A 24,007-nucleotide genomic window follows, 5' to 3' on the forward strand; every position below is an offset into this window, starting at 1 on the left:
GGCCTGATGACCGTTACCTCGGCTCGTCCGAGCTCGCGTACTGAGGAAACCCCGGCCGCGTCGGCGGCCGGGGGGAAGGTCTACACGCCGTACTCGTTCTGGTTCTACCTGCCGACCGCGGTGATCTACGCCGTGCTGTTCCTGGTCCCGACGTTCGCCTCGTTCTACTACAGCCTGACCCGCTGGAGCCTGTTCGAGTCGAAGTTCATCGGGTTCGACAACTTCGTCATGTTCTTCCAGGAGCCGGCCCTGGTCAAAGGCTTCACCAACACGTTGATCTACGCCGTGGTGACCTCGGGGTCGAAGGTCGTCCTCGGCCTGCTCCTGGCCGTCCTGCTGACGTCGCAGATCGTCGGCCGCGGGTATCTGCGGTCGGTCGTCTTTTTCCCGGTGCTGGTCAGCACCGTCGGTGTCGGCCTGCTGTTCCAGGTGATGATGAATCCCGAGCGGGGCATCATCAACGGCGCTCTGGGCGTGATCGGCATCCAGGGACCGGGGTGGCTGACCGACCCGAAGTGGGCGCTGATGTCGATCGCCGCGGTCGACGTGTGGAAGGGCGTCGGGCTGGCGACCCTGATCTACATCGCCGGGATCGTGTCCATCCCGCGTGAGTACATGGAGGCCGCCCGGGTGGACGGCGCCGGCTCGTGGGAGACGTTCCGCCGGATCGTGCTGCCGCTGTGCAAGCCGGCCACCGTCACCGTGATCATCCTGTCGCTGATCGGCGGCCTGCGGTCGTTCGAGCTGATCTGGGCGATGACGCGCGGTGGCCCCGGCTTCACCTCGGACGTGATCTCGTCGGTGATCTACAAGCAGTACCAGGCCGGGTTCTACGGCCTGTCGACGGCCGGCAACGTGATCCTGTTCGTGCTCGTCACCGCGATCGTCCTGCCGCTGAACTGGTTCCTGAACCGCAAGGAGGTGGACATGTGAGTACCGCCGAACTCGTCAACCACCGCCCGGGCCGCAAGTGGGCGCTGAGCGTGGTCGCGATCGTGGTCTCGATCGTGGTGTTCATCATCCCGTTCGTGTTCATGGTGCTGACCGCGGTGAAGGACCGGCAGCAGTCCGCGGACCTGGACTTCTCCTGGCCGCACCAGTTCCACTTCGTCCAGAACTTCGTCGACGTGGTGAAGGCCCGCGACTACATGCTCGTCATCGCCTTCATCAACAGCACGATCCTGACCGTGGCCAGCGTGGCCGGAATGGTGGTCCTCGCGGCCATGGCCGGGTTCGTGCTGCAACGGCGCCGGAGCAAGTGGAACGGCTTCATCAACTTCCTGGTGCTGTCCGGGCTGATCATCCCGCCGGCCGTCGTACCGACGATCTGGGTCCTGCAGAAGCTCGGGCTGTTCAAGACCATGCCGGGCCTGATCCTGATCGAGATCGCGTTCGGGTTGTCGTTCTGCATCCTGTTGTTCAGGGCGTTCGTGGCGACCATCCCGCGGGAACTGGACGAGGCCGCGATCATCGACGGCGCCGGACCGCTGCGGCTGTTCTTCGGGGTGATCTTCCCGCTGCTCAGATCCGTCATCGTCACCGTCGTCGTGGTCCAGTCGGTCAACGTGTTCAACGACTTCGTGAACCCGCTGTACTTCCTGCCCGGCGACAAGAACGCGACCGTCCAGCTCACCCTCTACAACTTCTCCGGCCAGTTCAGCACCCAGTACAACCTGCTGTTCATGGACATCCTGCTGATCACGATCCCGCCCCTGATCATGTTCCTGTTCTTCAACCGCCAGATAGTCGCCGGCCTGACCTCCGGCGCAGTCAAGGGCTGATCAGTCAGGCTTCCGCACGATAAGCGCGGCCTGCGGCTCCTTCTCGATCGGTAGCCGGGCGCGGGTCACGGTGACGTGCTCCGCGAACCCGGCGTCGGTCAGCAGGCCGAGGATGTCGGTGGGGTCGTAGGTGTAGACCTCGAGATCGAGATCGTGGCCGTAGGCGTTGCCGAGATGCCGGCTGCCACCGCCGACCTTGAACCCGTGCACGAGGAAGCCGCCGGGCCGGACCACCCGGTACAGCTCGGCGAACACCGCCGGGAGCTCCTCGCGTGGCGTGTGGACGAGCGAGTACCACGCGAGAGCTCCGGCGAGCTCACCGTCTTTCAACGGCAGGTCGAACAAGGTCCCGACCTCGAACCGCAGCGCCGGGTACTCCCGCCGCGCGACCTCGATCATGCCCGGCGTCAGATCGATGCCGAACACATCCATCCCACGCCCGGCCAGGTACCCCGTGATCCGCCCGGTCCCGCACCCGAGGTCACCGACGGGCCCGGTCGGCACGAACTCGTGGAACAGATCGAGGGTGGCTCGCTCCCACGGATCCTTCCCGCTGTAGTCCTTGAGAATCTCGTGGTAGCTGACGGCGGCGATGTTGTATGACCCTTGGATGTCGTTCACGCGAGCACTGTAGGAAAGCCCTCCGACAGTTTGCTCAGACAGTCGCGTAGTACGCCTCGACGGCCTCGTGGTCGACCGACGTGTCGGGGGTGATGCCGAGCGCCTCGTAGTGCTTGCGGCGTGCGCGCATATCCGCGAGCAGGATCGCCCGCGCGTGCACCGCGACCTCGTCGGCGACTTCGGCGGGTACGACGATCACGCCGTCGTCGTCACAGCCGATCATGTCGCCCGGGTTCACCTGGGTCCCGCCGCACGCGACGGTCGCCTGCGTCTCGACCACCTTGATCCGGCCGGGGATGATCGTGCGACCGCGAGCCCGGGAGCAGATCGGCGTCCGCTGGGCGACGATCTCCGCGGTGTCGCGGCAGTACCCGTCGGTGACGATCCCGGCCGCGCCCGACTGGACCGCGCCCATCCCGTTCTCCGATCCCCAGAACCCGACCTCCTTGCCGCCACCGGCGTCCATCACGACGACATGCCCGGGCTCCAGGTCGGCGGGCAGCCGCACGTTCCCGGTCTCCTCGAACCAGATCCGGTGCGCCTCGACGATGTCCTGGGTGCTGTCGAGCTTCCACATCGGCCGGTTCGACGGGACCGCGCGGATCGTCGCCGCCTTGCCCCAGAACTTCATCCCGAGCCAGAGCGGCCGGACCTCGGGCGACATCAGCCCGATGTCGAAGTAGCCGATGCCGTCGAGCGCGTCGGCGACATCCACCACCCGCAGATGCTTGTACAGGCTGGACAGGTCGTTCGGGCTGGCAGTTTCCGTCATCAGGGCTGACCTTTCGTTCGGTAGTAGCGGGCGGCCGTGCCTCCGAGCACGGCCGCGGGATCGTCCACAGTGCGCTCCACGACGGAGCGCAGCGCCGACCAGGCCTCCTGGTACGACGCCGTCAGCAAGACCACCGGCCAGTTGGAGGCGATCATCAGCCGGTCGGACCCGAAGCACTCGGCCGCCCACGACACGTACCGGTCGAGGTGATCCGGCCACGCCGGCAATGCGGTGAGCAGGTCGATGCCGAGCGACACCTTCAGCGCCACCTGCGGCGACGCGGCCAGTTGGGCGAGGCGCCCGGCCCACGGATCCCAGCCGTCGCTGTCGATCGGCGGGCGACCGAGATGGTCGACCACGATCCGCAACCCGGGCACGGACTGAGCGAGCTTGATCACCGCGTCGGTCTGCTCCGCGGTGACCGGTACGACGTCCCAACTCACACCGGCCGCGGCGAGCTCGGCGAACAGTTCCGGGTCCAGCCAGTCGAGCGGCTCCCGCCCGACCAGGCACCGCACGCCCTGGAACGCGCCGCCGACGCGTTTCCACTCGGCGCGTGCCGCCGCCGGGTCCTGGAGTGGCAACCATCCGACCACGGCACCGACGTACGGCGCCTCCTCGGCGTACTGCAGCAGCCGGTCGTTCTCGACGGACTCGTCGACGGACTGGATCAGGACTGTCTGGTCGACCCCGGCCGCGGCCAACTCGGTCGCGAGGTCCGCGGGTGCGTAGTCCCGCGCGATCGCGTCGTGCCGGTCGTCGCGCCACGGCTGGTCCTGGGCCGCGACCCGCCAGAAATGGTGGTGCGCGTCGATCACCGTCATCGGCCCTCCCACTCGGCTCGGTCGTGGTTGAGGAACGCCGCGACCCCGGCCTGGAAGTCGCGGCTGCCGTACACCGTCGCCAGTATGTCGTCAGCCTCCGCGTCGGCGCCGTCCCGCGCGACCCGCCGCTCGATCTCCTTCAACGCGGACAGCGTCAACGGCGCGTTCGAGCAGATCCGCTCGAGCAACTCGGTCACGTGCGCATCCAGCCGATCCCGATCGACCACCTCCGACACCAAGCCGGCCGTCATCGCCTCCGTTGCCGACAGCAACCGTGCGGTCAGCACCATCGCCATCGTCCGGCCGGCGCCGAGTCGCTGGAACAGCCGTGCCAGCACAGCCGGCGGGAGCGTGTTCCCGAGAGTCCGCGCGACGGGTGCGCCGAACACGGCGTCCGGTGTCGCGACGACCAGATCGCTACAAGCAGCCAGTGCGAGCCCGGCGCCAACCGCAGGTCCTTCGACCACCGCGACCAGTGGGACCCGGATCCGCAGCAGCGCCGCGAGCACGCGGCCGATCCGGCGCTCGTACTCCACGCCCTGCTCGCCGGTGGTGAACCCGGTGAACTGCCGGATGTCCGTGCCGGCCGCGAACGCCTCGCCACCGGCTCCCCGCAGTACGACGACCCGGATGTCGTGATCCTGCGCGACGGTGGCTTCCACCTGTTCCAACGCGTCGTACATCGGCCAGGTGATCGCGTTGCGGCGGCCGGGGTTGGACAGGGCCAGGCGCAGGATCGCGCCGTCGCGTTCGGCCTCGAGTCCACTCATTCGCCGAGGACCTCGTCGGTGTGCTCTCCGAGCAGCGGTGGATGCCGCCGGATCCGGGCCGGCGTGCGACTCATCCGCACCGGCGACCCCAGCACCCTGACGCGGCCCTCGACCGGGTGGTCGACCTCCTGGACCATGCCGCGCGCCCGGACGTGCGGATCCTCGTCGAGCACCTGCTGGTAGTCCCGGATCGGCCCGGCCGGCACCCCGGCGTCGAGCAGCAAGGCCACCCAGTCGTCCGTGCCGGCCGTCGACAACCGCTCCTCCAGTACGGCGGCCAGTTCGTCGCGGTTGGTCATTCGGTCGGGGTTGGTGCGGAAGCGCGGATCGGTCAGCAACTCGGTCACGTCTAGGGCCGAGCAGAGTCGTTGCCACAGGCGCTCGTTGTTCGCACCCAAGGTCAGGTACCCGTCCTTCGTCCGCAGTGCCTGGTACGGCGCGGACATCCGGTTGGCTGATCCGAGTGGCTGAGGGACCTGTCCGGTCGCCCAGTACTCGGTCGACTCCCACACCGACATTGCCAGTGCCGCCTCGAACAGCGAGGTCTCGATGTACTGCCCCTCCCCTGTCCTGGTCCGGGCGTGAACCGCGGAGACGATGCCGAGGGCGCAGAACATGCCCGCGCCGAGATCGCCGACGGGCAGTCCACACTTGACCGGCGTACCACCCCGGGTGCCGGTAATGCTCATCACCCCGGACATCGCCTGCGCGATCAGGTCGTAGCCCGGGCGATCGGCGTACGGGCCGGTCTGGCCGAACCCGGAGACGCTGGCGTAGATCAGTCGCGGGTTCCTGGCCGCGAGGGTGTCGTAGTCGACGCCGAGCCGCTTCGTCACGCCGGGGCGGAAGTTCTCCACGACAATATCGGCCGACTCGACCAGCCGGAGGAACGAGGCGAGGTGGCCGGGCTCCTTCAGGTCGAGGCAGACGCTGCGCTTGTTCCGGTTCAGGGCCAGGAAGGCCCGGCTGTCCTCGCCGTGGACGGCGTACCCCCAGGAGCGGCGGGTCTGGTCGCCGCTGCTCGGGTTCTCGATCTTGATCACGTCGGCGCCCAGGTCGGCCAGCAGCATGGTGCAGAACGGGCCGGCCATCACCTGGGTGAGGTCCAGCACCCGCAGACCGTCCAGCGCTCCCGCCGAGTCCGCCATCAGCCGCCCAGCCCCGCATTCGCCTCGGTGAAGAACGAGTCGGCCGCCTGCTGGACCGACTTCTTGCCGAAGGCGATCTCCTCGTACGCGCGGGTGAACGCCGACTCGAACGTCGCCTGGTAGCCCGGCGGGTAGAGGATCGTCGGCGGCTTCTTCGCGACGATCTGCTGGTACAGCTCGAGCTCGTGCTTCTTCAGCGGCGCCAGCTTCGGGTCGTCGACCTGGGCCTGCAGGACCTTCTGGTTCGTCGCGGCGCCGTTGTCGGACTTGAAGATCGCGCCCGCATCGAGGTCGTTGGTGAAGAAGTCGATGAAGGCGACCGCCGTCGGGATGTTGTCGCAGTTGGTCGGGATCGCGAAGCCCGAGGTGAACATCGCGTTCCCGCCGCCGGACGGGCCGGACGGCATCGGCAGGGTCGTCAGCTTCTGGCCGCCGTTCTTCGTCGCCAGCGTCGCGGAGGCCGGGGTGAGCGCGTTACCGGGGATGCTGTCGGTGAGGAGTTTGCCCTGGGCAATGAAGCCCTGCTCGGCGCCCTCCGGCTCGTCGGCCTGGGCGTCGGCGCCCATCGTGGTGCCGCCGGTCCGCAGCTTCTCCCACATCGTCCAGTACTCGACCAGCGACTCCTTGGTGAAGCCGAGCTTGCCGTCGTCGGTGAACAACTGCTTGCCGTTGGCCAACTGGTAGGCGATGAAGTAGTTCGGCAGTCCGCCCCGGGATCCGGCCGCGAAGACGCCCTTCGGCAGCTTGGCCGAAGCCCGCGTGATCCAGTCCGTGTACTGCGCCCAGGTGTAGTTCTCCGGCGGGAGCCCGACCCCGGCCTGGTCGGCGAGGGTCTGGTTCACCCCGACCGCGTCGTACGCGGCGCCGTACGGGAGGAAGTAGAGCTTGCCGTCCGGGCCGCGGCCGGTGTCGACGATCTCCTTCGGGATGTCGTCGACCTTGATCGCGCCCGACTCGATCATCGGGTCGAGCGGCAGCAGGACCTTCCGCTTGGTGTAGTCGTTCAGCTGCCGGCCCTGCAGCTGCATGACGCAGGGCAGGGTGTGACTCGACGCCTGGATGTTGAGCTTGTTGAAGTAGTTGCCGAAGTCGGCGTTCTGCCGGTCGATCGTGACCCCGGAGTGCGCCTTGACGAACAGGTCGGTGACCGCGTTCGTCTTCGCTGCCCTGGCAGCGCCACCCCAGAAGGTGAGCTGAAGCTTGCCGGTCACCTCGCCCTTGCCGTCCTTGCCGTCCTTGCCACCACCGGCGCCGTCGTCGGTCACCGACGTACCGTTGCAGGCGGCAACTACCAGGAGAGCGGCGCAGGCCAGGGCCGCTGTACCGATTCTTCTCATCAGGATCTCCAGAGGGTTACTTGAGGCCGGTGGTCGCGACGCCCTCGATCAGCAGCTTCTGGGCGCCCAGGAAGAAGCCGACGATCGGTGCCAGCGCGAGGGTGGACATGGCGAACAGCGAGCCGTACGCCGACTCCCCGGTGACGTCGAGGAAGGAGTTCAGGCCGAGCGAGACGGTCCACAGCTCGGGGCGGTTCAGGTAGAGCAACGGACCGAGGAAGTCGTTCCAGCTGTTGATGAACGTGAACAGCGCCGTCGTACCGATCGCGGGCAGCGACAGCGGCATGATGATCCGGCTGAACGTGCGCCAGTGCCCGCACCCGTCGATCCGGGCCGCGTCGTCCAGTTCGCGCGGCAGCGTGCGGATGAACTGGACCATCAGGAAGATGAAGAACGCCTCCGCGCCGAGCCACTTCGGCACCACCAGCGGCAGGTAGGTGTTCATCCAGGCCAGCTCGTTGAACAGGATGTACTGCGGCACCAGCGTCACGTGGTACGGCAGCAGCATCGTGCCAAGCAGCAATCCGAACAGCACCCGCTTCAACGGGAACTCCAGCCGCGCGAACGCGTACGCCGTCAACGAGCAGGCGAACAGGTTGCCCGCGATCGACAGCGCGGTGATCGCGATCGAGTTCAGGAAGTACCGGGAGAAGTCGAGCTGCCCGGCCGACCACCCGTGCTTGTAGTTGTCCAGCGTGTAGTGCCGGCTGAACAGACCGAGACTGTTCATCACCTCGGCCGACGGCCGGAACGACGCGGCCACCATCCACACGACGGGGTAGAGCATCACCACAAGGATCGCGATCAGGACGGCGTGCCGGACGAGCCCGATCACGAGCGGGTTCTGGGTACGACGCCGGCCGAGCAGCGGGCGTGCGGTGATCGACACGCTCGTCATCGTTCGTCCCCGTAGTAGACCCAGCGCTTCGCGGTGAGGAACAGGAAGCCCGTGAAGGCGGCGAGCACGATCACCAGCGCCCAGGCCATCGCCGACGCGTAGCCCATCTTCAGTTCGGCGAATCCCTGCTGGTACAGGTAGAGCGTGTAGAACAACGTCGAGTCCGCCGGCCCACCGGATCCCCGGCTGACCACAAAGGCACCGGTGAACGCCTGGAACGCGTGGATCGTGTCGAGCAGCAGGTTGAAGAAGATCAGCGGAGTCATCAGCGGCAACGTGACGCTGAAGAACCGGCGTACCGGACCGGCACCGTCGACCGCCGCCGCCTCGTGCAACTCGACCGGCACCTGCCGGAGTCCGGCCAGGAAGATGATCATCGTGGCGCCGAACGCCCAGAGGTTCAGCGTCACGATCGTCCACAACGCCGTACCGGGGTTACCGACCCAGCTGCCGCGGGTGATGCCGAACAGGCCGAGCACCTGGTTCACCAGACCGGTGCCGCCGAAGATCTGCCGCCACAGCACCGCGATCGCGACACTCGCGCCCATCAACGACGGCAGATAGAACAGTGCGCGGTACCCGGACAAGAACCGGATGCCCTTGTTCAGCAGCAACGCGAGAGCCATCGAGACGATCAGGAGCAGTGGGACGGACACAGCGACGTACACCAATGTGACGCGCACCGAGGAGAGGTAGCGAGGGTCCGCGGTGAACATGCGCTTGAAGTTGTCGAGGCCGATCCAGCGTGGTGCGCTCAGCAGGTCGTAGCTGGTGAAGGAGAGGTAGGCGGAGTACAGCATCGGTCCGAGCGTCAGCAGGACCATCCCGATCAGCCACGGGCTGAGGAAGACGTAGGCGGTCAGACCTTCCCGGCCGGTGCGCGAACTCTTCACGACGCGGTCCCCTTCCGCGCATGCGCTTCGACCCGCTCCGCGAGGTGCTGGGCGAGCAGGCCGGCCACCGGGACCTGGACGTCGCAGTCACGGGCAGCGGCCACGATGTCCCACAGATCCTTGGCCCACGGCCGATCCCGCACCGGGGTTCCACCTTCGTCGTACGCCGCCGCGACCCGGTCGAAGAATCCCCAGTTCCGCGAGCTCCACGATTCACCGGTGCTGGTCGCCACCGCCTCGAGGACGGTTTGTTCAGGTACGTCGTACGCCGCGGCCAGCTCGAGTGCCTCGTGGGCACCGGCGAGGGCCGCGAACATCATCAACTGGTTTGCCAGCTTCACCGCGGCACCAGCACCGGCCGGCCCCACGTGCAACACGGTCTCCGCGACTGCGTGGAGAACCGGGCGGACCCGATCCAGCACCTCGGCCCGACCGCCGGCCATCACCGTGAGCGAGCCGGTGAGTGCTCGTTCCGCTCCCCCGCTGACGGGTACGTCGAGAAGACCGACCTGGTGCGATTCCGCCCTCTGAGCAAGGCGTTTCGCGGTGGCGGGGAGGATCGTGCTGTGCACGAGGACGACCGAGTCGGTCACCAGTAGCGGCACCAGTTCGTCCACGAGTTCCGTGACCGCCTGGTCGTCCGGCACAGCCAGCGCAATCACCCGGCAACGGGCCAGGTCCACAGGCTTCGCGGCCAGCTCCGCGTCCAGTCCGTCCGCGCGCTGCGGATCAAGGTCGTACAGCACGAGCGGCCAGCCTGATTGCCGGAGGGACTGCGCCATCGGACGGCCCAGATTGCCTAGCCCGGCGAAACCCACGGGCGACGTTCGATCGATGTCGTCGGTCACGGACGCCTCCACGTCAGGGTCAGGAGGTTCGGTGGTCGTCTATGAACTATTGTCTACAATAGATAATCGACGCTGACAAGATCACGAGTGAGAATGAGGCCATGACAGCGCAAGATCCAGGGCAAGATCCAGGGCAAGATGGGCAGCAGCTGCGGTCGCCGAGCCTCGTTCACCTGGCGGCCGCCGCGATCCGGCGGATGATCCTGGCCGGCGAGCTGGCCGAAGGTGAGCGCCTGATCGAGGACCGGCTCACCGAACAGCTGGGCATCAGCCGCCCTCCCCTGCGCGAAGCGTTGCGGGTGCTCGAGCAGGAAGGTCTCATCGTGACCCGGCCGCGTCGCGGCTCGATGGTGGCAACCTTGACCGACCAGGACGTGTTCGAGATCCTCACGCTTCGTACGGCGCTCGAGCGGCTGGCGATCGAACTCGGCGTACCGGTCAAGGCTCCCGCCCGGCTCGAGGTGGCCCGGGAGGCACTGGCCGAGATGGAGCGATGCGCGGATGCCGAGGACCGCGGCAGCCTGGTCCAGGCGGGATACCGCTTCCACTCCGCACTGATCGCGCTGGCCGGACACCGCCGGCTCGAGGACGCGTACGCGTCAGTGCAGCAGCAACTGCTCCTCTGCATGGCGCGCAATCTCTACGCGCGCGAGCACTACTACGAGGACCTGCACGAGCACGTCGCCCGGCACCGAACGCTGCTCGAGCTCGTCGAGGCCGGCGATCCCACCGCCGTGCTCGCCGAGCTGGCGGTGCACGGCGAGCGGTCGTTCAGCGATCTTCAGAGCACGCCGGGCAGTCGCGCGGCCAACGATTCGTAGTCCTGCGGGGAGTTGTAGGCGTGGGCGGAGAGGCGGATGAAGCCTCGGCCGTCGAAGCCGGTGAAGGTGATTTCGGCCTTGAGGTCACGGGAGATGCGTTGCTTGAGGGCCTCGCCGGCGGACAGGTCGACGGTGGAGGGGAGTTCGACCAGGCGCATCGTCGGTGCGGAGCGGGCGACCTCGGCGACGCCGGTGCCCAGGGCCTTGGCGACGACCTTGGCGCCTTCGTCGAGCATCGCGCTCAGCTGCGTACGTCGGACCGGCCAGTCCAGGTCGGCCAGGACGCGGAGGGACTCCGGCGCCGCGATCCAAGGGGCGTAGTCGTACGTGCCTTGCATGTCGAAGCGCTCTGGCATGCGCTCGTCGTGCTCCGACCACGAGACGATCAACGGCAAGGTCTCCGACCGCCACCGCTCGGCCACGACCAGGCCGGCGGTCGCGCGGGGCGAGGCCGGCCACTTGTGGAAGTTGCCGCTCCAGAAGTCGGCTCCGTCGGCCGCGGGCGCGTCGATCAGCGCGGGCGCGTGCGCGCCGTCGACCACGACCGGGATGTCGCGGGCATGACACACCTCGACCAGCGCCGCGATCGGGAAGATCCTCACGGTGCCCGAGGTGATCTGGTCCACGATCAGTACGGCGGCGCCGTCCAACTCAGCCTCGATGAGCTCGACGACGGTCTCGTCATCGGCCTCCAGGGGTACGTCGACCACGACGACCTCGGCCTGGTTCATCCGGGCGAACCGCTCGGCCGCGTACCGGACCGCGCCGTACGCGTGGTTCGTCAGCACGAGCCGGCTACCGGCCGGGATCGGCAACGTGGCGAGCGCGGCGGTAACACCGGCACTCGCGTTCGCGACGAGGGCGAACCCGTCCGGGTCGGTCTGCAGGAACGAGGCCAGCTCGAGCCGGCTCGTGGTCAGCTGGGCGGCGACCGTGCGGAACCACCTCATCGGGTTCGCCTCGGTCTCGGCGCGCAGGGCGGCCATCCGGTCCAGGGTCCGGGTCGGCACAGCGCCGTACGAACCGTGGTTGAGGTGCAGAACCTCCGGGTCGAGACTCCAGAGGTCGGGGCGGGGGGTGAGTAGTGTCACCACCCAAACGGTACATAATCCCTGTCGTGTATCCCTACCTCGACCACGACGGTCCGATCGCGATGGCGCATCGAGGCGGCGCATTGCACCCGGACAACGTCGGCTACGAGAACTCGATGCACGCGTTCCAGAACGCGGTGGACCTCGGGTACCGGTACCTGGAGACTGACCTGCACGCGACCAGCGACGGCGTCGTGATCGCGTTCCACGACAGCTTGCTGGACCGGGTTACCGACCGGACCGGGGTGATCGCCGAGCTCCCGTGGTCCGAGGTGAGCCAGGCGAAGATTAACGGCCACGAGCCCATCCCCCGGCTGGACGAGCTGCTCGAACACTTCCCGGACATCCGGTTCAACCTCGACATCAAGGCCGAGAACGGGCTCGAACCGGCCGCCGAGGTGCTGAAGGCGGCTCAGGCGATCGACCGGATCTGCGTGTCGTCCTTCTCGCAGTCGCGGGTACGGCGGATCCGCAAGCTGCTCGGGCCGCGACTCTGCACCGGGTACGGCGAATACGAGATCGCGCTGATCCGGTTCCTCCCGTTCGCCCTCCCGTCACGTGGTGCCTGTCTGCAGATCCCGGAGGCGTACGGGCCGCTGCGGGTGCTCACGCCGGGACTGATCGAACGAGCGCATGCCCGGGGCAAGCAAGTGCACGTCTGGACGATCGACGACCCGGACACGATGCGGCGGATGCTCGACGCCGGGATCGACGGCATCATCACCGACCGAACCGACGTCCTGCGTGACGTACTCATTGAGCGCGGTGAGTGGGACTGAAGTTGTTATCCGCGGGTACGCCGTAACGTCCCCCGGACCTGACACACTTCCGCGCATGGGACTTCTCACCGCCCCGGCGTCCGTGGACAAGCGCGAGTACTGGGGGTTCAGCCTCTACGACTGGGCCAACTCGGGCTATGTCACCACGGTCGGCACGGTCCTGTTCGCGCCGTACCTCACCTCGGTCGCCGAGCAGGCGGCCTGCGGGTACGTCGGGACGACGGACAAGCCCTGCAACACCAACCTGGACGTGCTGGGGCTGGGCATCTCCCCCGGTTCGCTCGCCTTCTACGTCGTCACGGTGGCGACGCTGGTGTCGGCGCTGTTCCTGCCCGTGGTGGGAGCGATCGCGGACCGGATGACCCGCAAGAAGCTGCTGATGTGCGGGTTCGCCTGGGCCGGTGCGTTGGCGGCCTGCTCGATGGTCTTCGTCGGCGGTGGCCGCTGGGCGCTCGGGGCGCTGCTGTTGTTCATCGGCAACCTGTGCCTGGGCTCATCGCTGGTCGTGTACGACTCGATCCTGATCGACATCGCACCACCGGACCAGCGTGATGCTGTCTCTTCCCGCGCCTGGGCGTTCGGGTACGCCGGTGGGTTCATCCTGCTGCTGGTCAACCTGGCCGTGGTCACTGCGCACGATGCGCTCGGGATGAGTCAGGGCACAGCGGTCCGGCTTAGTCTGCTCAGTGCCGGGCTGTGGTGGGGACTGTTCACGTTCTTCCCGTTCGTGCGCCTGCGGGACCGGCCGCCGACGAGCGTCGTACAAGTGCGGAGCGGGAGTCTGGTGCGGCAGAGTTTCGGGCAACTGGGAGCGACGCTCAAGCACCTGCGGAGCTACCGGATGACGCTGCTGTTCCTGGTCGCGTACCTGTTCTTCAACGACGGGATCCAGACGGTGATCTCGGTGTCGTCGACGTACGGCGAGAAGCAGCTCGGGTTCGAGACCCAGGTGCTGATCGCAACGATCCTGCTCGTGCAGTTCGTGGCGTTCTTCGGTGCGCTCGGGTTCGGCCGGTTCGCCCAGCGGTACGGCGCGCACCGGACGATCACCGGTGGCCTGGTGGTCTGGATGCTGATCGTGATCGCCGGGTTCCTGCTGCCCGCCCACCAGATCGTCCCGTTCCTGGCGATGGGTACGGCGATCGGCATCGTCCTCGGCGGCACCCAGGCATTGTCCCGCTCGGCCTTCAGTCAACTGATCCCGAAGGGCCGTGAGGCCGAGTACTTCTCGCTCTACCAGGCCGGCGAGCGCGGCACCTCCTGGCTCGGCACCTTGGTCTTCGGCCTGGTCCACCAGATCACCGGCTCCTACCGCCCCGCGATCGTTGCCCTCGGCCTGTTCTTCGTCATCGGCCTGATCCTGCTCTCCCGGGTAGACATGCGCCGAGGCATCACCGAAGCCGGCAACGCCCAACCCACGATCGTCTAACTCGGTACGACGGAGTCGACCACCTTCCGCACTTCGGCCGGACTCGGCTGGTGGCCGGTGCGGTCGGCGAAGAGCATGTGGGTGGTGCCGATGAGCGTGAGCGCTAGCGTGCCGATGTCCGTGCCGGCCGGGATGCGGCCATGGTCGCGCTCGGCCGACAGGTAGTCGATCACCAGGTGGCCCGCGTCGGTGAGGATCGGCACTCCGGTCGGGACTGCCTCTCGCAGACGGGCGCGCAGTCCGTCGCGCGAGATCGTCAGGCTGACGACCGCCACCGCCACCGAGCTGAACAAGTCCGTGAGCATGTCCGTCAGGTTGTCGACGACACTCCCCTGTCCGACCGACTCACGCAGTACGGCGCCCTGCGCGTCGAGCCGGCGGATCCGGTCCAGCACGAGCTCGGCCAGGAACGCGTCGAAGTCCGCGAAGTGCCGGTGCAGTACGCCCTTCGCGCAGTCGGCCTCGGTGGTGACAGCCCGGCTGGTCAGGGCGGCCGGCCCGTCCCGCAGCAGGACCCGCTCGGCCGCGTCGAACAGCTGCTCTCGCGCGTCTCGCATCGCCACGCCTGTCGGCATCTACAACCCTTCCCTTGACCCAAGTGGGCATGTGCCCATTATGGTGGGCACATGCCCACTCTACCGCCGGAACCACCTCGCGAGATTCATCAGCACCGGGAAATGGCCGAGTCGTTCGGATCGGGCGCGGAGCTCTACGACCGAGCCCGTCCGCGCTATCCGGACGCGCTGATCCAGGCGGTCGTCGCCGCCGCGCCCAGCAAGGACTTCCTCGACGTCGGCTGCGGCACCGGGATCACCTCCCGCCAGTTCCAGGCGGCCGGGTGCAAGGTGCTGGGCGTCGACGTCGACGAGCGGATGGCGGCGTACGCGCGCGGCACGGGTGTCGAGGTCGAGGTGTCGCCGTTCGAGTCCTGGGAGGCACGTGGCCGGACTTTCGATGCGGTCGTGGCCGGGATGACGTGGCACTGGATCGACCCTGCACTGGGAACCGCGAAGGCGGCCGAGGTACTACGGTCAGGCGGTGTGCTGGCCGTGTTCTGGTACGTCCTCCAGCCGCCACCCGAACTCAGCGAAGCCTTCGCCGCCGTCTACCGCGAAGTCCTCCCCGACAGCCCGGTGTCGCAGACCTCCGCGCTGAGGGCGTACGACGCATTCCTGGACCGGGCCGCCGATGGGCTGACGGGTGCCTTCGGCAACGTTCAGCGGCTGCACTTCCCGTGGAGTCGCCCGTACACGCGGGACGAGTGGCTCGATCAGATCCGGACCGGTGGCAACGCCAAGCAACTCGCGGACGCCGGCAAACTCGACGCCATCCTCGACGGGCTCGGCGCTGCGATCGACGCGGTCGGTGGCAGCTTCACCCTCGAGTCCACTGTCGCCACGCTCACCGCCACGCGGGAGTAGACGTGCGCCCGGCCGGGGTGCTGGCCGGGCGCACGGATCAAGGGTTACTTCGACGGCGTGGCGGTCGGGTTGCGGAAACCGCCGGGGAAGGCCGTGCCGCCCTGGCGGACCGTGTTGGCGGTGATGGTGCCGTTGGCGTTCTGGCCCGCGACGACGACCTGCTCGCCGGCCTTCAGGTCGGCGGCCGTGCCCTTCGAGGTGATCTCGTACGTCGTGTCGCCGGTCAGCTTGACCGTGACGTTGCCGTTCTGCGTCTTCACCACGAGCTCCTTGCCCGTCGCCGACACCACCGTCCCGATCGCGGCGCCACCGCCCGGACCACCCGGCGCCTGCCGGCCCTGACCCTGACCTTGGCCTTGCCCCTGACCGTAGCCACCGCGGAAGCCGCCGTACCCGCCGGCGCCGGTACCGCGGCCACCCTGCGCTTGCGGCGACGTGTTGTCCGAGGCGAAGGCCGCGTGCAGCCCGGCGCCGCCGGCCAGGCCGATCGCCAGTACGACGATGCCGGCCAGGATCGCCGTCGCCAGCGGCAGGTTGAGGCTCTTCTTCGGCGTCAGCGCCGCGTCGACCTCCTCGTCGGACCCGATCTGGGCGAACTCGTCGTCGGGCGTCTGGTTGCTCATACGGAAGGGCCTCTCACTCGTGTCGTAGTGCGTCGATGGGACGAAGACCGGCAGCCCGATGGGCCGGCATGCTGCCGAAGAACAGGCCGACCGCCGCGGACACGCCGAGCGCGAGTCCGATCGACGACGGCACCAGGACCGGCTGGACGCCGGCCAACTGGAAGCGGGTGACGATCAGCGCGGCCGCCACCCCGACCGCACCACCGATCAGGCTGAGCAGGGTCGCCTCGATCAGGAACTGCCCGAGGATCGTCCGCCGCCGCGCACCGAGCGCCTTGCGGATACCGATCTCGCGCGTCCGCTCGGTGACGGTGACCAGCATGATGTTGGTGACCCCGATCCCGCCGACGACCAGGCTGATCGCGGCGACCGTGGCCAGCAGCGCGGTGAAGGTCTTGGCCGTGTCCTGGCTGGTTTGCAGGATCTGCGCCGAGTTCGTGATCCGGAACGGCGATGTCTGATCGGTCGGCACCTGGTGCCGCGCCGTCAGCAACTGCGTGACCTCGGCCTGCGCGGTGTCGACCCGATCCGTGTCAGACGCCTGTACGACGATCTGATTCAGCGCGCCGTACCCGGCCTGGGTCGCGCGCAGCGTGCTGATCGGCACGATCGCGGTCGCGTTCGGATCCGAGAACCCTGTGCTGTCCTTGCTCGCCAGCACCCCACGGACGACGAAGTCGACGGCCCCGAGCTTGATCGTCTGGCCGACCGCGCTCGCGGGCCGGGTGAACAGCTCGGTCGCGGTCGTCTGGCCGAGGAGGATGACCCGCTGCGAGGTGTCGACGTCCGCCTGGGTGAACGAGTCTCCGGTCCCGACCGGTGTGTTGGTGGCCGGCAGGTACGCCGGCGTCGTACCGATCACCTGGTTGACGGTGTAGCTGGTGTCGCCGTTGGTCGCCGTACCGCTGCTCGTCATCACCGGGGCGACCGCGGCCACGTCCGGCGCGAGCCGAGCGTCGGCCAGTGCGGTGGCGTCGTCGAGGGTCAGGCTGTACTGCTGCGCCGCCGGCCCGGCCTGGCCGCGCTGGAAGCCACCGCCACCGCCGGTCGTCGAGACAGTCAGGAGGTTCGTGCCCATCGCCTCCAGCCGAGCCTGTACCGCCTTGCCCGAGCCGTTGCCGACCGCAACCAGCACGATGACCGCACCGACTCCGATCGAGACGCCGAGGACGGTCAGCAGGGAACGGAGCTTGTTCGCACTGAGGCCGCGCAGGGCGGCACCCATCAGATCGCGAGGTGACATCAGCGGGTCACCTCGTCCGCGACGATCCGGCCGTCCGCGACCTGGATCAGCCGCCGGGCCCGGGCAGCCACATCATGCTCGTGGGTGATCACCACGACCGTGCGGCCCTCGGCGTTGAGGTGGTCGAACATGCCGAGCACCTCGTCGGTCGAGTGCGCGTCGAGGTTGCCGGTCGGCTCGTCGGCGAGCAGGATCCGCGGGCCGGTCGCCAGTGCCCGGGCGATCGCGACCCGCTGTTGCTGACCGCCGGACAGCTGGTTCGGCCGATGGTTGGAGCGATCGGACAGGCCGACCAGGTCGAGCGCGCGGCCGGCCCGTTCGCGTCGTTCGGCCCGGCGAAGGTGGGCGTAGGTGAGCGGGAGTTCGACGTTCGCGAGCGCGGTGGTCCGCGGGATCAGGTTGAACGACTGGAAGATGAACCCGATCTTGCGGCCACGGACGAGCGCCTGCTGATCCTCGGTCAGCCGGGCCACGTTGCTGCCGTCCAGCCAGTACTCGCCGCGGCTCGGGACGTCCAGGCACCCCAGGATGTTCATCAGCGTCGACTTGCCGGATCCGGATGAGCCCATCACCGCGACGTACTCGCCGGCCTCGACCCGCAGGGACACACCGCGCAGCGCGTGCACCGCGGTCTCGCCGCTGCCATAGGTCTTGGTGACGCCCCGGATGTCGATCAGTGCGTCAGCGGCCACGGTTGGCCCCGCCCGGGAACTGTCCACCGCCGGTCGGGAACTGCCCCTGCCCGATCTGACCCTGACCGAACTGACCCTGCCGGCCCTGGCCGGTCTGGCCCGTGGTGCCGCCGATTGTGCCCTGGAGCAGCTCGATCTGCTCGCCCTCGGTCAGGCCGGAGGTGATCTGCGTGAAGCTGCCACCGCGAACGCCGACCTTCACCTCGCGCGTCCCGCCGCCGTCGGCCATCGTCACGGTGTACGTCGTACCGCTGGTGGCGATCGCGGTACTCGGGACGTACAGGACGTTGGCGGCCTTCGCGGTCTGGACGGTGACGTTCGCGGTCTGGCCGATGCGGGCGTTGGCCGGGAGCTTGGCCAGCGAGAAGGTGGCCGAGTACGAGACGACGCCGTTGGTGGTGGTCGGGGTCGGCGAGACGGACGCCAGTGATGCGGTGAGCGTCGTACCTGGTTCGGCGTTGAGGGTGACGGTGGCGGACTGGCCGGCCTTGATCTTGATCGCGTCGGCCTCCGCGAACGCGGCTACGACCTGGAGCGACTTGAGGTCCGAGATGTCGACGAAGCCGGAGCCTGAGGTTGTCGTCGTACTCGAGGTCGTTGACCCTGAACCTTGACCTGAGGTCGAGCCTGAACCGGTGCTCGAGTTCGACCCTGAACCTGTACTGGATCCGCCGGCGACCGAGCCGACCGTGCCGTTGACGGCGGTGATCGTGCCGGCGATCGGCGCCTTCAGAGTGGTCGCGTCGACTGCGGCCTGGGCCCCGTCGACGTCCTGGTCGGCCTGTTCCTTGTCCGCCTTCGCCCGGGCCAGACTCGCCTCAGCGTTGCTGACGGCAACTTCCGGGCTCTGGCTCTGACCTTGGTTCTGGGTCTGGGTCTGCTGCTGACCGTTCGTCGGAGTGGGTGTCGGCGAGGCGGCGGCCTCCTCGGCTGCGTCGGCCGCGTCCTCGGCGTCGCTGAGCGACTCCTCCGCCGCGGTCACCGAGTTGGCGGCGGCGATCTGGTTCTGGTCGGCGATCCGGAGCTGGCGCTCGGCCGCGGCCGGATCGACCTTCGCGATCGCGGCGCCCTTGGCCACGACCTGCCCGACCTTCACCAGGATCTGGGTGACCGTGCCGGACGTCTCGAACTGCGGTGAAGCGGTCTGGGAACTCTGCAAAGTGCCGCTCGAGCTCACGCTCGCCGTGACGTCGCCCCGGGCCACCGCCACGGTCGGGCGGGTCGCACTCGCGGCCGGCTGGTCCTTGCGGAAGAAGAGGAAGTACGCCGTGATGGCGATGGCCAGGACGATGGCCACCAAGGCCACGTTGAGCACGCTGAGGCCACGGAGCTTGTGGCGGGGTAGCACCATGGACGCAGACGCTAGGGCCGCTTGCTGAGGAACTGATCCTGGCTTCCTGGCAACTGGCTGTGAAGTTCGTACGTCGTATGTCGGACGGTTGGCGACACACCGTGATGTGTGAACGCTTGATGACAGGGCGTCACGACGGTGCTGTCAGGTGCGTACATACGGCTCGGGCATGCCAAAATGGGAATGATCCGGGCCGGCCGACCGTTGGCACGGATGACGATCTCGGAGGTTTGACATGTCTAATCGCGTACTGCGTGGTTCGGGGCTGGGTGGGGTCAGCTTCGAGGATGACCGTGGTGTTGAGTTCGCTCCCCGCCAGATGATCACGTACGACTGCCCCCGCGGCCATGTGGTCGAGGTCACGATGGCGCATGACGCCGAGGTGCCCGCAATCTGGGAGTGCCCGCACTGCGGCAGCGAGGCCGCCCGTTCGACCGGTGAGAAGCCGGAGCCGAAGCAGGAGAAGCCGGCTCGTACGCACTGGGACATGCTGCGCGAGCGCCGGAGCATCTCGGAGCTCGAGGAGCTGCTGGCCGAGCGGGTCGATCTGCTCCGCAAGGGCGAAATCGGCCCGGCGCACCTGCACCGGACCAAGCGCACGGCCTGACGTACTGGAGTGCCCTCACCGCAATGGCGCGGTGGGGGCTCTTTCATGGCCCGGCTTGCCTAAAGACTTTAGGTTTGCACATAATGAGTTATGGCAAGAGCGGGACTGACGACCGAGCGGCTGGCGCAGGCAGGCGCCGAGCTGGCCGATGAGGTCGGCTTCGACCAGGTCACCGTGTCCGCGCTGGCCCGGCGGTTCGACGTACAGGTCGCGAGTCTGTATTCGCATGTGAAGAGCTCGGCGGATCTGAAGGCCCGGATCGCGGTGGTCGCGCTGCAGGAACTGGCCGAGTTGGGGGCCGAGGCGCTCGCCGGCCGGGCTCGTCGCGATGCCCTCATCGCTCTGGCGAACGTATACCGCGACTACGCCCACGAGCATCCCGGCCGCTATGCGGCGGCCCGGTTCAACCCTGCCTCCGCGTCAGCCGACTTCCTTGCGGCCGGGGGCCGGCACGCCGAGATGACCCGGGCGATCCTGCGCGGGTACGACCTCGGTGAGCCCGCTCAGACGGATGCGATTCGGCTCCTCGGCAGCGTCTTCCACGGCTACGTCAGCCTGGAGCTCGCCGGCTCCTTCAGCCACAGCAAACCCGACAGCTCCGAGAGCTGGCCGCGCATCCTCGACGCCCTCGACACCCTCCTCAGCGACTGGACCTCATCGTGATCACCATCCCCATCACCCTCGACCTCCTGCGCGGCGCGCTCTCGATCGAGCCCACCGAGCGCGGCCTGCGACCGCACCGGCTACCCGACTGGGCGCGGCAGCAGTACGACGACGGACAGCTCGAGATGGCCGAGTCCCAGCCGTCCGGGGTACGGCTGGTCTTCCGGACCCCGGCGACGGTGATCGAGCTGGAGACCCTGCCGACCAAGCGGGATTACGTCGGCGCTCCCCCACGGCCGGAAGGCGTGTACGACGTACTCGTCGACGGCGAGCTGGTTGCGCAGGCGAGTGCACCGGGCGGCGACGTGATCACGATCGACCTGGCCACAGGCAGCTCGACAACCCAGCCCGGTGACCCGTCCACGCTCCGGTTCGCCGATCTCCCCGCCGTACCGAAAACCGTCGAGATCTGGCTGCCGCACGACGAGACCACCGAACTCGTTGCCTTGCGCACCGATGCCCCGGTCGAGGCGGTCCGCAGCGGGAAGCGGGTATGGGTCCACCACGGCAGCTCGATCAGCCATGGCTCCAACGCGTCCCACCCGACCGGCACCTGGACCGCCCTCGCCGCCGCTCAGGCCGGCGTGGAACTCGTCAACCTGGCCTTCGCCGGCAGCGCGTTCCTCCAGCCCTTCTTCGCGCGGACCATCCGCGACACGCCCGCGGATCTGATCAGCGTGAAGCTCGGCATCAACATCATCAACACCGACTCTCTCCGGCTGCGCTCCTTCACTCCGGCTGTCCACGGGTTCCTCGACACCATCCGCGACGGTCACCCGGACACGCCGCTCCTGGTCATCTCCCCCATCCTCTGCCCGATCCACGAGAACACGCCCGGCCCCACCGGCTGGGACCTCACCGCCCTGGCCGAGGGCAAGCTCGCCTTCGCCGCCACCGGCGATCCCGAAGAGGTTGCCGCCGGCAAGCTCACGCTCTCGGTGATCCGCACGGAGCTGGCCTGCATCGTCGCCCAGCGCGCCACGGACGACCCGAATCTCCACTACCTGGACGGCCGCACCTTGTACGGCGAGGCCGACAACGCCGCCCATCCCCTCCCCGACGACCTGCACCCGGCCGCGGAAACCCACGAGACGATGGCCACCCGCTTCACCGATCACGCCTTCGCGCAGAAGGGTCCGTTCAGCCAGTAGCGCCGACTGCGGCCGGGGCCAGGCTGGTTTGGAGGCGGCGTACGACCTCCAGGTGATCGATCGTCCAGAGGATCCGGATCGCGGTCGGCGATGCCTTGCCGTCGGCGTCGTACAGGTCACGGCGGACTGTCTCGATCAGGCGGGCCTTGGTCTCGTGGTCGGGCTTCAGCGGCTCGGGGACCTCGCCTTGGCCTTCGAGCGCGGTGGCGAGGGTGGTGTACCAGTCGAGCAGGCGGTCGGCCATCGTGAGCAGCGCGGACTGGGCGGCGGCCCGGTCGTCGGACGGTGGCCGGCCATCGGCGTACCGGTCCCACAGCTCGAGTACGGCGTCCGCCCCCAAGCGGACCGCGACGACGCCGGTGACGAGTGCGGTCATTTCACTCAGCGGGATCGGCTTGGGTCCGCGCTCGGCGAGGTACGTGCGGAAGGCGTCATCGAGCCGGCGGGCCGCGGCCGCTGCCCGGCGACCGTCCTGCGGGGTGGTCGGGCGGGAGCCGGGTGCGCAACAGGAGACGGCGTACCCGACCGCTCCGACGAGGTAGTTGGCGCTGTCGACGTACGCCTCCGACAGCGCCTTGCCGACGGCGGCGGACGCGCCGCGCGGCCAGAACAGCAGGCCGACGAGCACGCTCACGGCGCAGCCGATGGCGATGTCCTCGATCCGGAACAGGATGAGCGACCAACCTTCCGGCTGGGCGATGTTGAACAGGATCACCAGCGTGACGGTGAAGGCCGCCTGGCCGGTCGCGAACGAGACGGCGGCCGGGACGATGCCCGCGCCCAGCACCGCGATCGGGAGCAGGATCCACAGGACCTTGGTGTTCTCACCGATGAGGGCCAGCAGGCCGGCGCCCACGAGCGAGCCGACGACCGTGCCGCCGATCGCGCGGTAGGCGTTCTGCCCGGTGTTGAGTGCGTTGGAGCGCAGCACCGACAACGCGCCGAGGATGACCCAGAAGCCATGTTGTACGCCGGTTAGGTTCGCCACCGCGACGGCGATTGCGAGCCCGGCCGCGCCGCGAATGCTGTTGTGCAGCCAGACCGAGTGCGGCTCGAGGTGCGCGGCGGCGCGTTCCGCGGCGGTGGCGAGCGGGCGCGTGAGCGAGCCCGGCTCCCGGCCGAGCAGCCGATCCGTCCAGCCGCGCTGATCGGCGACGCGGGCGGCCTCGACGTTCTGCGCAATCAGCATGACGCCGAACGCGAGCTCCTGCGCGCGGAAGGAGACGCTGAGGCTGCCGAGGAACCCGGGCTCGCTCGACGGCAGCCGGGACACCGCGCCCTTTTCGAGCGTGCTGACCGCGTCCCGCAGTGACTCGGCCGCGATAGCCAACTGGTCCGGCGTACGCGTCGGATCCTCCAAGAGGTCCGCACAGAGATCGAGTACGGTCGCAGCCGCGAAGTGAACCGTGGACGAGTCCGGATCGCTCGCTGCGCCCCGAGCGCTGACGGGAGCCGACTCGCCGAGGATCGTGCTCAGCCAGGTGAGCTCGTCGACCAGGCGGATGAATGCCCTCGACCCGGTGGACAAGCCCGTCGGCCGATACGGCGTCGCGGTGAAGGTACGCCGCAACGCATCGGTGAGCGTCGCTGTCTCTTCGGTCCGGCGGGTGCAGACCTCGAGGGCGTCGCTCGCCTCGGCGCGGAGCTGCATCGCAGCGGCTCGGCAGACCCGAGCCGCAGGTGCCCCGAGCGGGTCGACCGCCGCTCTCGGCCACAGGAACCAGACGGCGAGAACCGCTGCGACTCCCGCAATCGCGACCCCGGCGAGCCGGTCCGGCAGCATCGACAACGGCGCGGGCGTGGCCACCGAGAGGATGAATGCCAGCAGCAACGACGTACTGGCACCCGCCAGCACCGAGCTGACCACTCCGGCGAACAGTACGGCGAAGCCGACAACAACCGTGCCCGCGATCGCCGTCCACACGGACTGACCTGCGAGCGTGCCCAGCGACACGAGTAGCAGCCACGCCAGCGCGAGCTGAACCTGAGCCCGGATCCGCTGAACCGTGCGCCCCGAGAAGTCGACGAGCAGCAGCATCGCAAACGCCCCGAACGCAGCAAACGTCCCCACCACCGGCGAACGCAGTACCTCGGCACAGAACGCGAACAACACCGGCATCACCAACGCGGTCCGGGCAGCCCGCCGGGTCGCAGCCAACCCAGGATCCCGGCCTCGCAACCACGTCACGATCCGACTGCCGAGGCTCCGCACAAACGAAGCATGCCGACAAGGTCAGCTGGATC

General features: G+C 68.3%; 25 protein-coding genes. 9 read left to right on the forward strand and 16 right to left on the reverse strand.

The window, feature by feature from the left end; all coding sequences use genetic code 11:
• The first annotated feature begins 6 nt into the window (after positions 1-6).
• Together AB0L70_RS05685 and AB0L70_RS05690 are read left to right on the forward strand one after the other, a co-directional pair.
• Positions 7-933, forward strand: coding sequence for a sugar ABC transporter permease (locus AB0L70_RS05685; protein WP_363680392.1), 927 nt, complete (start codon positions 7-9; stop codon positions 931-933).
• Positions 930-1,781 (forward strand): carbohydrate ABC transporter permease, encoded by an 852-nt coding sequence (locus tag AB0L70_RS05690; protein ID WP_363680394.1) that lies wholly within the window; start codon positions 930-932, stop codon positions 1,779-1,781. Before AB0L70_RS05685 ends, AB0L70_RS05690 begins: the two co-directional genes overlap by 4 nt.
• On the opposite strand, the gene AB0L70_RS05695 is transcribed toward AB0L70_RS05690, so the two are convergent.
• The 9 genes from AB0L70_RS05695 to AB0L70_RS05735 are packed head-to-tail and all read right to left on the reverse strand — an operon-like array spanning position 1,782 to position 9,892.
• Positions 1,782-2,402: a methyltransferase domain-containing protein gene (locus tag AB0L70_RS05695; protein ID WP_363680396.1), complete on the reverse strand. Its 621-nt coding sequence runs from the start codon at positions 2,400-2,402 to the stop codon at positions 1,782-1,784.
• A 34-nt stretch (positions 2,403-2,436) separates the two neighbouring features.
• Complete coding sequence (locus AB0L70_RS05700; RefSeq protein ID WP_363680398.1) at positions 2,437-3,174, reverse strand: RraA family protein; 738 nt, start codon at positions 3,172-3,174, stop codon at positions 2,437-2,439.
• Positions 3,174-3,998: an amidohydrolase family protein gene (locus AB0L70_RS05705; RefSeq protein ID WP_363680400.1), complete on the reverse strand. Its 825-nt coding sequence runs from the start codon at positions 3,996-3,998 to the stop codon at positions 3,174-3,176. The genes AB0L70_RS05700 and AB0L70_RS05705 overlap by 1 nt, the downstream gene beginning before the upstream one ends.
• Entirely contained in the window at positions 3,995-4,768 is a 774-nt protein-coding gene (locus AB0L70_RS05710) for an enoyl-CoA hydratase (RefSeq protein WP_363680402.1), read from the reverse strand. The genes AB0L70_RS05705 and AB0L70_RS05710 overlap by 4 nt, the downstream gene beginning before the upstream one ends.
• Positions 4,765-5,916 (reverse strand): CoA transferase, encoded by a 1,152-nt coding sequence (locus tag AB0L70_RS05715; protein ID WP_363680404.1) that lies wholly within the window; start codon positions 5,914-5,916, stop codon positions 4,765-4,767. Before AB0L70_RS05715 ends, AB0L70_RS05710 begins: the two co-directional genes overlap by 4 nt.
• Positions 5,916-7,253 (reverse strand): extracellular solute-binding protein, encoded by a 1,338-nt coding sequence (locus tag AB0L70_RS05720; RefSeq protein WP_363680406.1) that lies wholly within the window; start codon positions 7,251-7,253, stop codon positions 5,916-5,918. The genes AB0L70_RS05715 and AB0L70_RS05720 overlap by 1 nt, the downstream gene beginning before the upstream one ends.
• 16 nt (positions 7,254-7,269) lie before the next feature.
• Positions 7,270-8,151 carry a carbohydrate ABC transporter permease gene (locus AB0L70_RS05725; protein WP_363680408.1) on the reverse strand — a complete coding sequence of 294 codons (882 nt, stop codon included), beginning with the start codon at positions 8,149-8,151 and terminating at the stop codon, positions 7,270-7,272.
• On the reverse strand, positions 8,148-9,044 hold the full coding sequence (locus tag AB0L70_RS05730; RefSeq protein ID WP_363680410.1) for a sugar ABC transporter permease: 897 nt from the start codon (positions 9,042-9,044) through the stop codon (positions 8,148-8,150). Before AB0L70_RS05730 ends, AB0L70_RS05725 begins: the two co-directional genes overlap by 4 nt.
• Entirely contained in the window at positions 9,041-9,892 is an 852-nt protein-coding gene (locus AB0L70_RS05735) for an NAD(P)-dependent oxidoreductase (RefSeq protein ID WP_363680412.1), read from the reverse strand. The genes AB0L70_RS05730 and AB0L70_RS05735 overlap by 4 nt, the downstream gene beginning before the upstream one ends.
• Before the next feature lie 101 nt (positions 9,893-9,993).
• Between AB0L70_RS05735 and AB0L70_RS05740 the strand changes: the two genes are divergently transcribed.
• Positions 9,994-10,713, forward strand: coding sequence for a GntR family transcriptional regulator (locus AB0L70_RS05740; protein WP_363680414.1), 720 nt, complete (start codon positions 9,994-9,996; stop codon positions 10,711-10,713).
• Here the strand turns inward: AB0L70_RS05740 and AB0L70_RS05745 are convergent.
• Positions 10,674-11,804, reverse strand: a complete 1,131-nt coding sequence (locus AB0L70_RS05745) for an aminotransferase class V-fold PLP-dependent enzyme (RefSeq protein ID WP_363680416.1) — start codon at positions 11,802-11,804, stop codon at positions 10,674-10,676. The genes AB0L70_RS05740 and AB0L70_RS05745 overlap by 40 nt on opposite strands.
• A 26-nt stretch (positions 11,805-11,830) precedes the next feature.
• On the opposite strand from AB0L70_RS05745, the gene AB0L70_RS05750 reads away from it, so the two are divergent.
• Positions 11,831-12,583, forward strand: coding sequence for a glycerophosphodiester phosphodiesterase (locus AB0L70_RS05750; protein ID WP_363680418.1), 753 nt, complete (start codon positions 11,831-11,833; stop codon positions 12,581-12,583).
• Between the two features lie 55 nt (positions 12,584-12,638).
• Positions 12,639-14,012, forward strand: a complete 1,374-nt coding sequence (locus AB0L70_RS05755) for an MFS transporter (protein WP_363680420.1) — start codon at positions 12,639-12,641, stop codon at positions 14,010-14,012.
• Here AB0L70_RS05755 and AB0L70_RS05760 read toward each other — a convergent pair.
• A complete protein-coding gene (locus AB0L70_RS05760; protein ID WP_363680421.1) occupies positions 14,009-14,587 on the reverse strand; it encodes a TetR family transcriptional regulator in 579 nt (192 codons plus the stop codon). The two genes, AB0L70_RS05755 and AB0L70_RS05760, sit on opposite strands and share 4 nt — an antisense overlap.
• A 51-nt stretch (positions 14,588-14,638) precedes the next feature.
• On the opposite strand from AB0L70_RS05760, the gene AB0L70_RS05765 reads away from it, so the two are divergent.
• Positions 14,639-15,433, forward strand: a complete 795-nt coding sequence (locus tag AB0L70_RS05765; RefSeq protein WP_363680423.1) for a class I SAM-dependent methyltransferase — start codon at positions 14,639-14,641, stop codon at positions 15,431-15,433.
• Between the two features lie 44 nt (positions 15,434-15,477).
• Here AB0L70_RS05765 and AB0L70_RS05770 read toward each other — a convergent pair whose 3' ends face one another.
• The 4 genes from AB0L70_RS05770 to AB0L70_RS05785 are packed head-to-tail and all read right to left on the reverse strand — an operon-like array spanning position 15,478 to position 19,342.
• Positions 15,478-16,056 carry a hypothetical protein gene (locus tag AB0L70_RS05770; RefSeq protein WP_363680425.1) on the reverse strand — a complete coding sequence of 193 codons (579 nt, stop codon included), beginning with the start codon at positions 16,054-16,056 and terminating at the stop codon, positions 15,478-15,480.
• A gap of 13 nt (positions 16,057-16,069) precedes the next feature.
• Entirely contained in the window at positions 16,070-17,299 is a 1,230-nt protein-coding gene (locus tag AB0L70_RS05775) for an ABC transporter permease (RefSeq protein ID WP_363680427.1), read from the reverse strand.
• Positions 17,299-17,991 carry an ABC transporter ATP-binding protein gene (locus tag AB0L70_RS05780; RefSeq protein ID WP_363680429.1) on the reverse strand — a complete coding sequence of 231 codons (693 nt, stop codon included), beginning with the start codon at positions 17,989-17,991 and terminating at the stop codon, positions 17,299-17,301. Before AB0L70_RS05780 ends, AB0L70_RS05775 begins: the two co-directional genes overlap by 1 nt.
• On the reverse strand, positions 17,981-19,342 hold the full coding sequence (locus AB0L70_RS05785) for an HlyD family efflux transporter periplasmic adaptor subunit (RefSeq protein ID WP_363680431.1): 1,362 nt from the start codon (positions 19,340-19,342) through the stop codon (positions 17,981-17,983). The genes AB0L70_RS05780 and AB0L70_RS05785 overlap by 11 nt, the downstream gene beginning before the upstream one ends.
• A 235-nt stretch (positions 19,343-19,577) precedes the next feature.
• Between AB0L70_RS05785 and AB0L70_RS05790 the strand changes: the two genes are divergently transcribed.
• From AB0L70_RS05790 to AB0L70_RS05800, 3 genes are all read left to right on the forward strand, one after another.
• Complete coding sequence (locus AB0L70_RS05790; protein ID WP_130385606.1) at positions 19,578-19,949, forward strand: RNA polymerase-binding protein RbpA; 372 nt, start codon at positions 19,578-19,580, stop codon at positions 19,947-19,949.
• Positions 19,950-20,039: 90 nt separating this feature from the next.
• Positions 20,040-20,612, forward strand: coding sequence for a WHG domain-containing protein (locus AB0L70_RS05795; protein ID WP_363680434.1), 573 nt, complete (start codon positions 20,040-20,042; stop codon positions 20,610-20,612).
• Complete coding sequence (locus AB0L70_RS05800) at positions 20,609-21,763, forward strand: SGNH/GDSL hydrolase family protein (protein WP_363680436.1); 1,155 nt, start codon at positions 20,609-20,611, stop codon at positions 21,761-21,763. The genes AB0L70_RS05795 and AB0L70_RS05800 overlap by 4 nt, the downstream gene beginning before the upstream one ends.
• Here the strand turns inward: AB0L70_RS05800 and AB0L70_RS05805 are convergent.
• A complete protein-coding gene (locus AB0L70_RS05805; RefSeq protein WP_363680438.1) occupies positions 21,753-23,951 on the reverse strand; it encodes an FUSC family protein in 2,199 nt (732 codons plus the stop codon). The genes AB0L70_RS05800 and AB0L70_RS05805 overlap by 11 nt on opposite strands.
• Positions 23,952-24,007: the final 56 nt, after the last annotated feature.

The organism is Kribbella sp. NPDC051952, from assembly GCF_040680855.1.
Taxonomy (GTDB): Bacteria; Actinomycetota; Actinomycetes; order Propionibacteriales; family Kribbellaceae; genus Kribbella.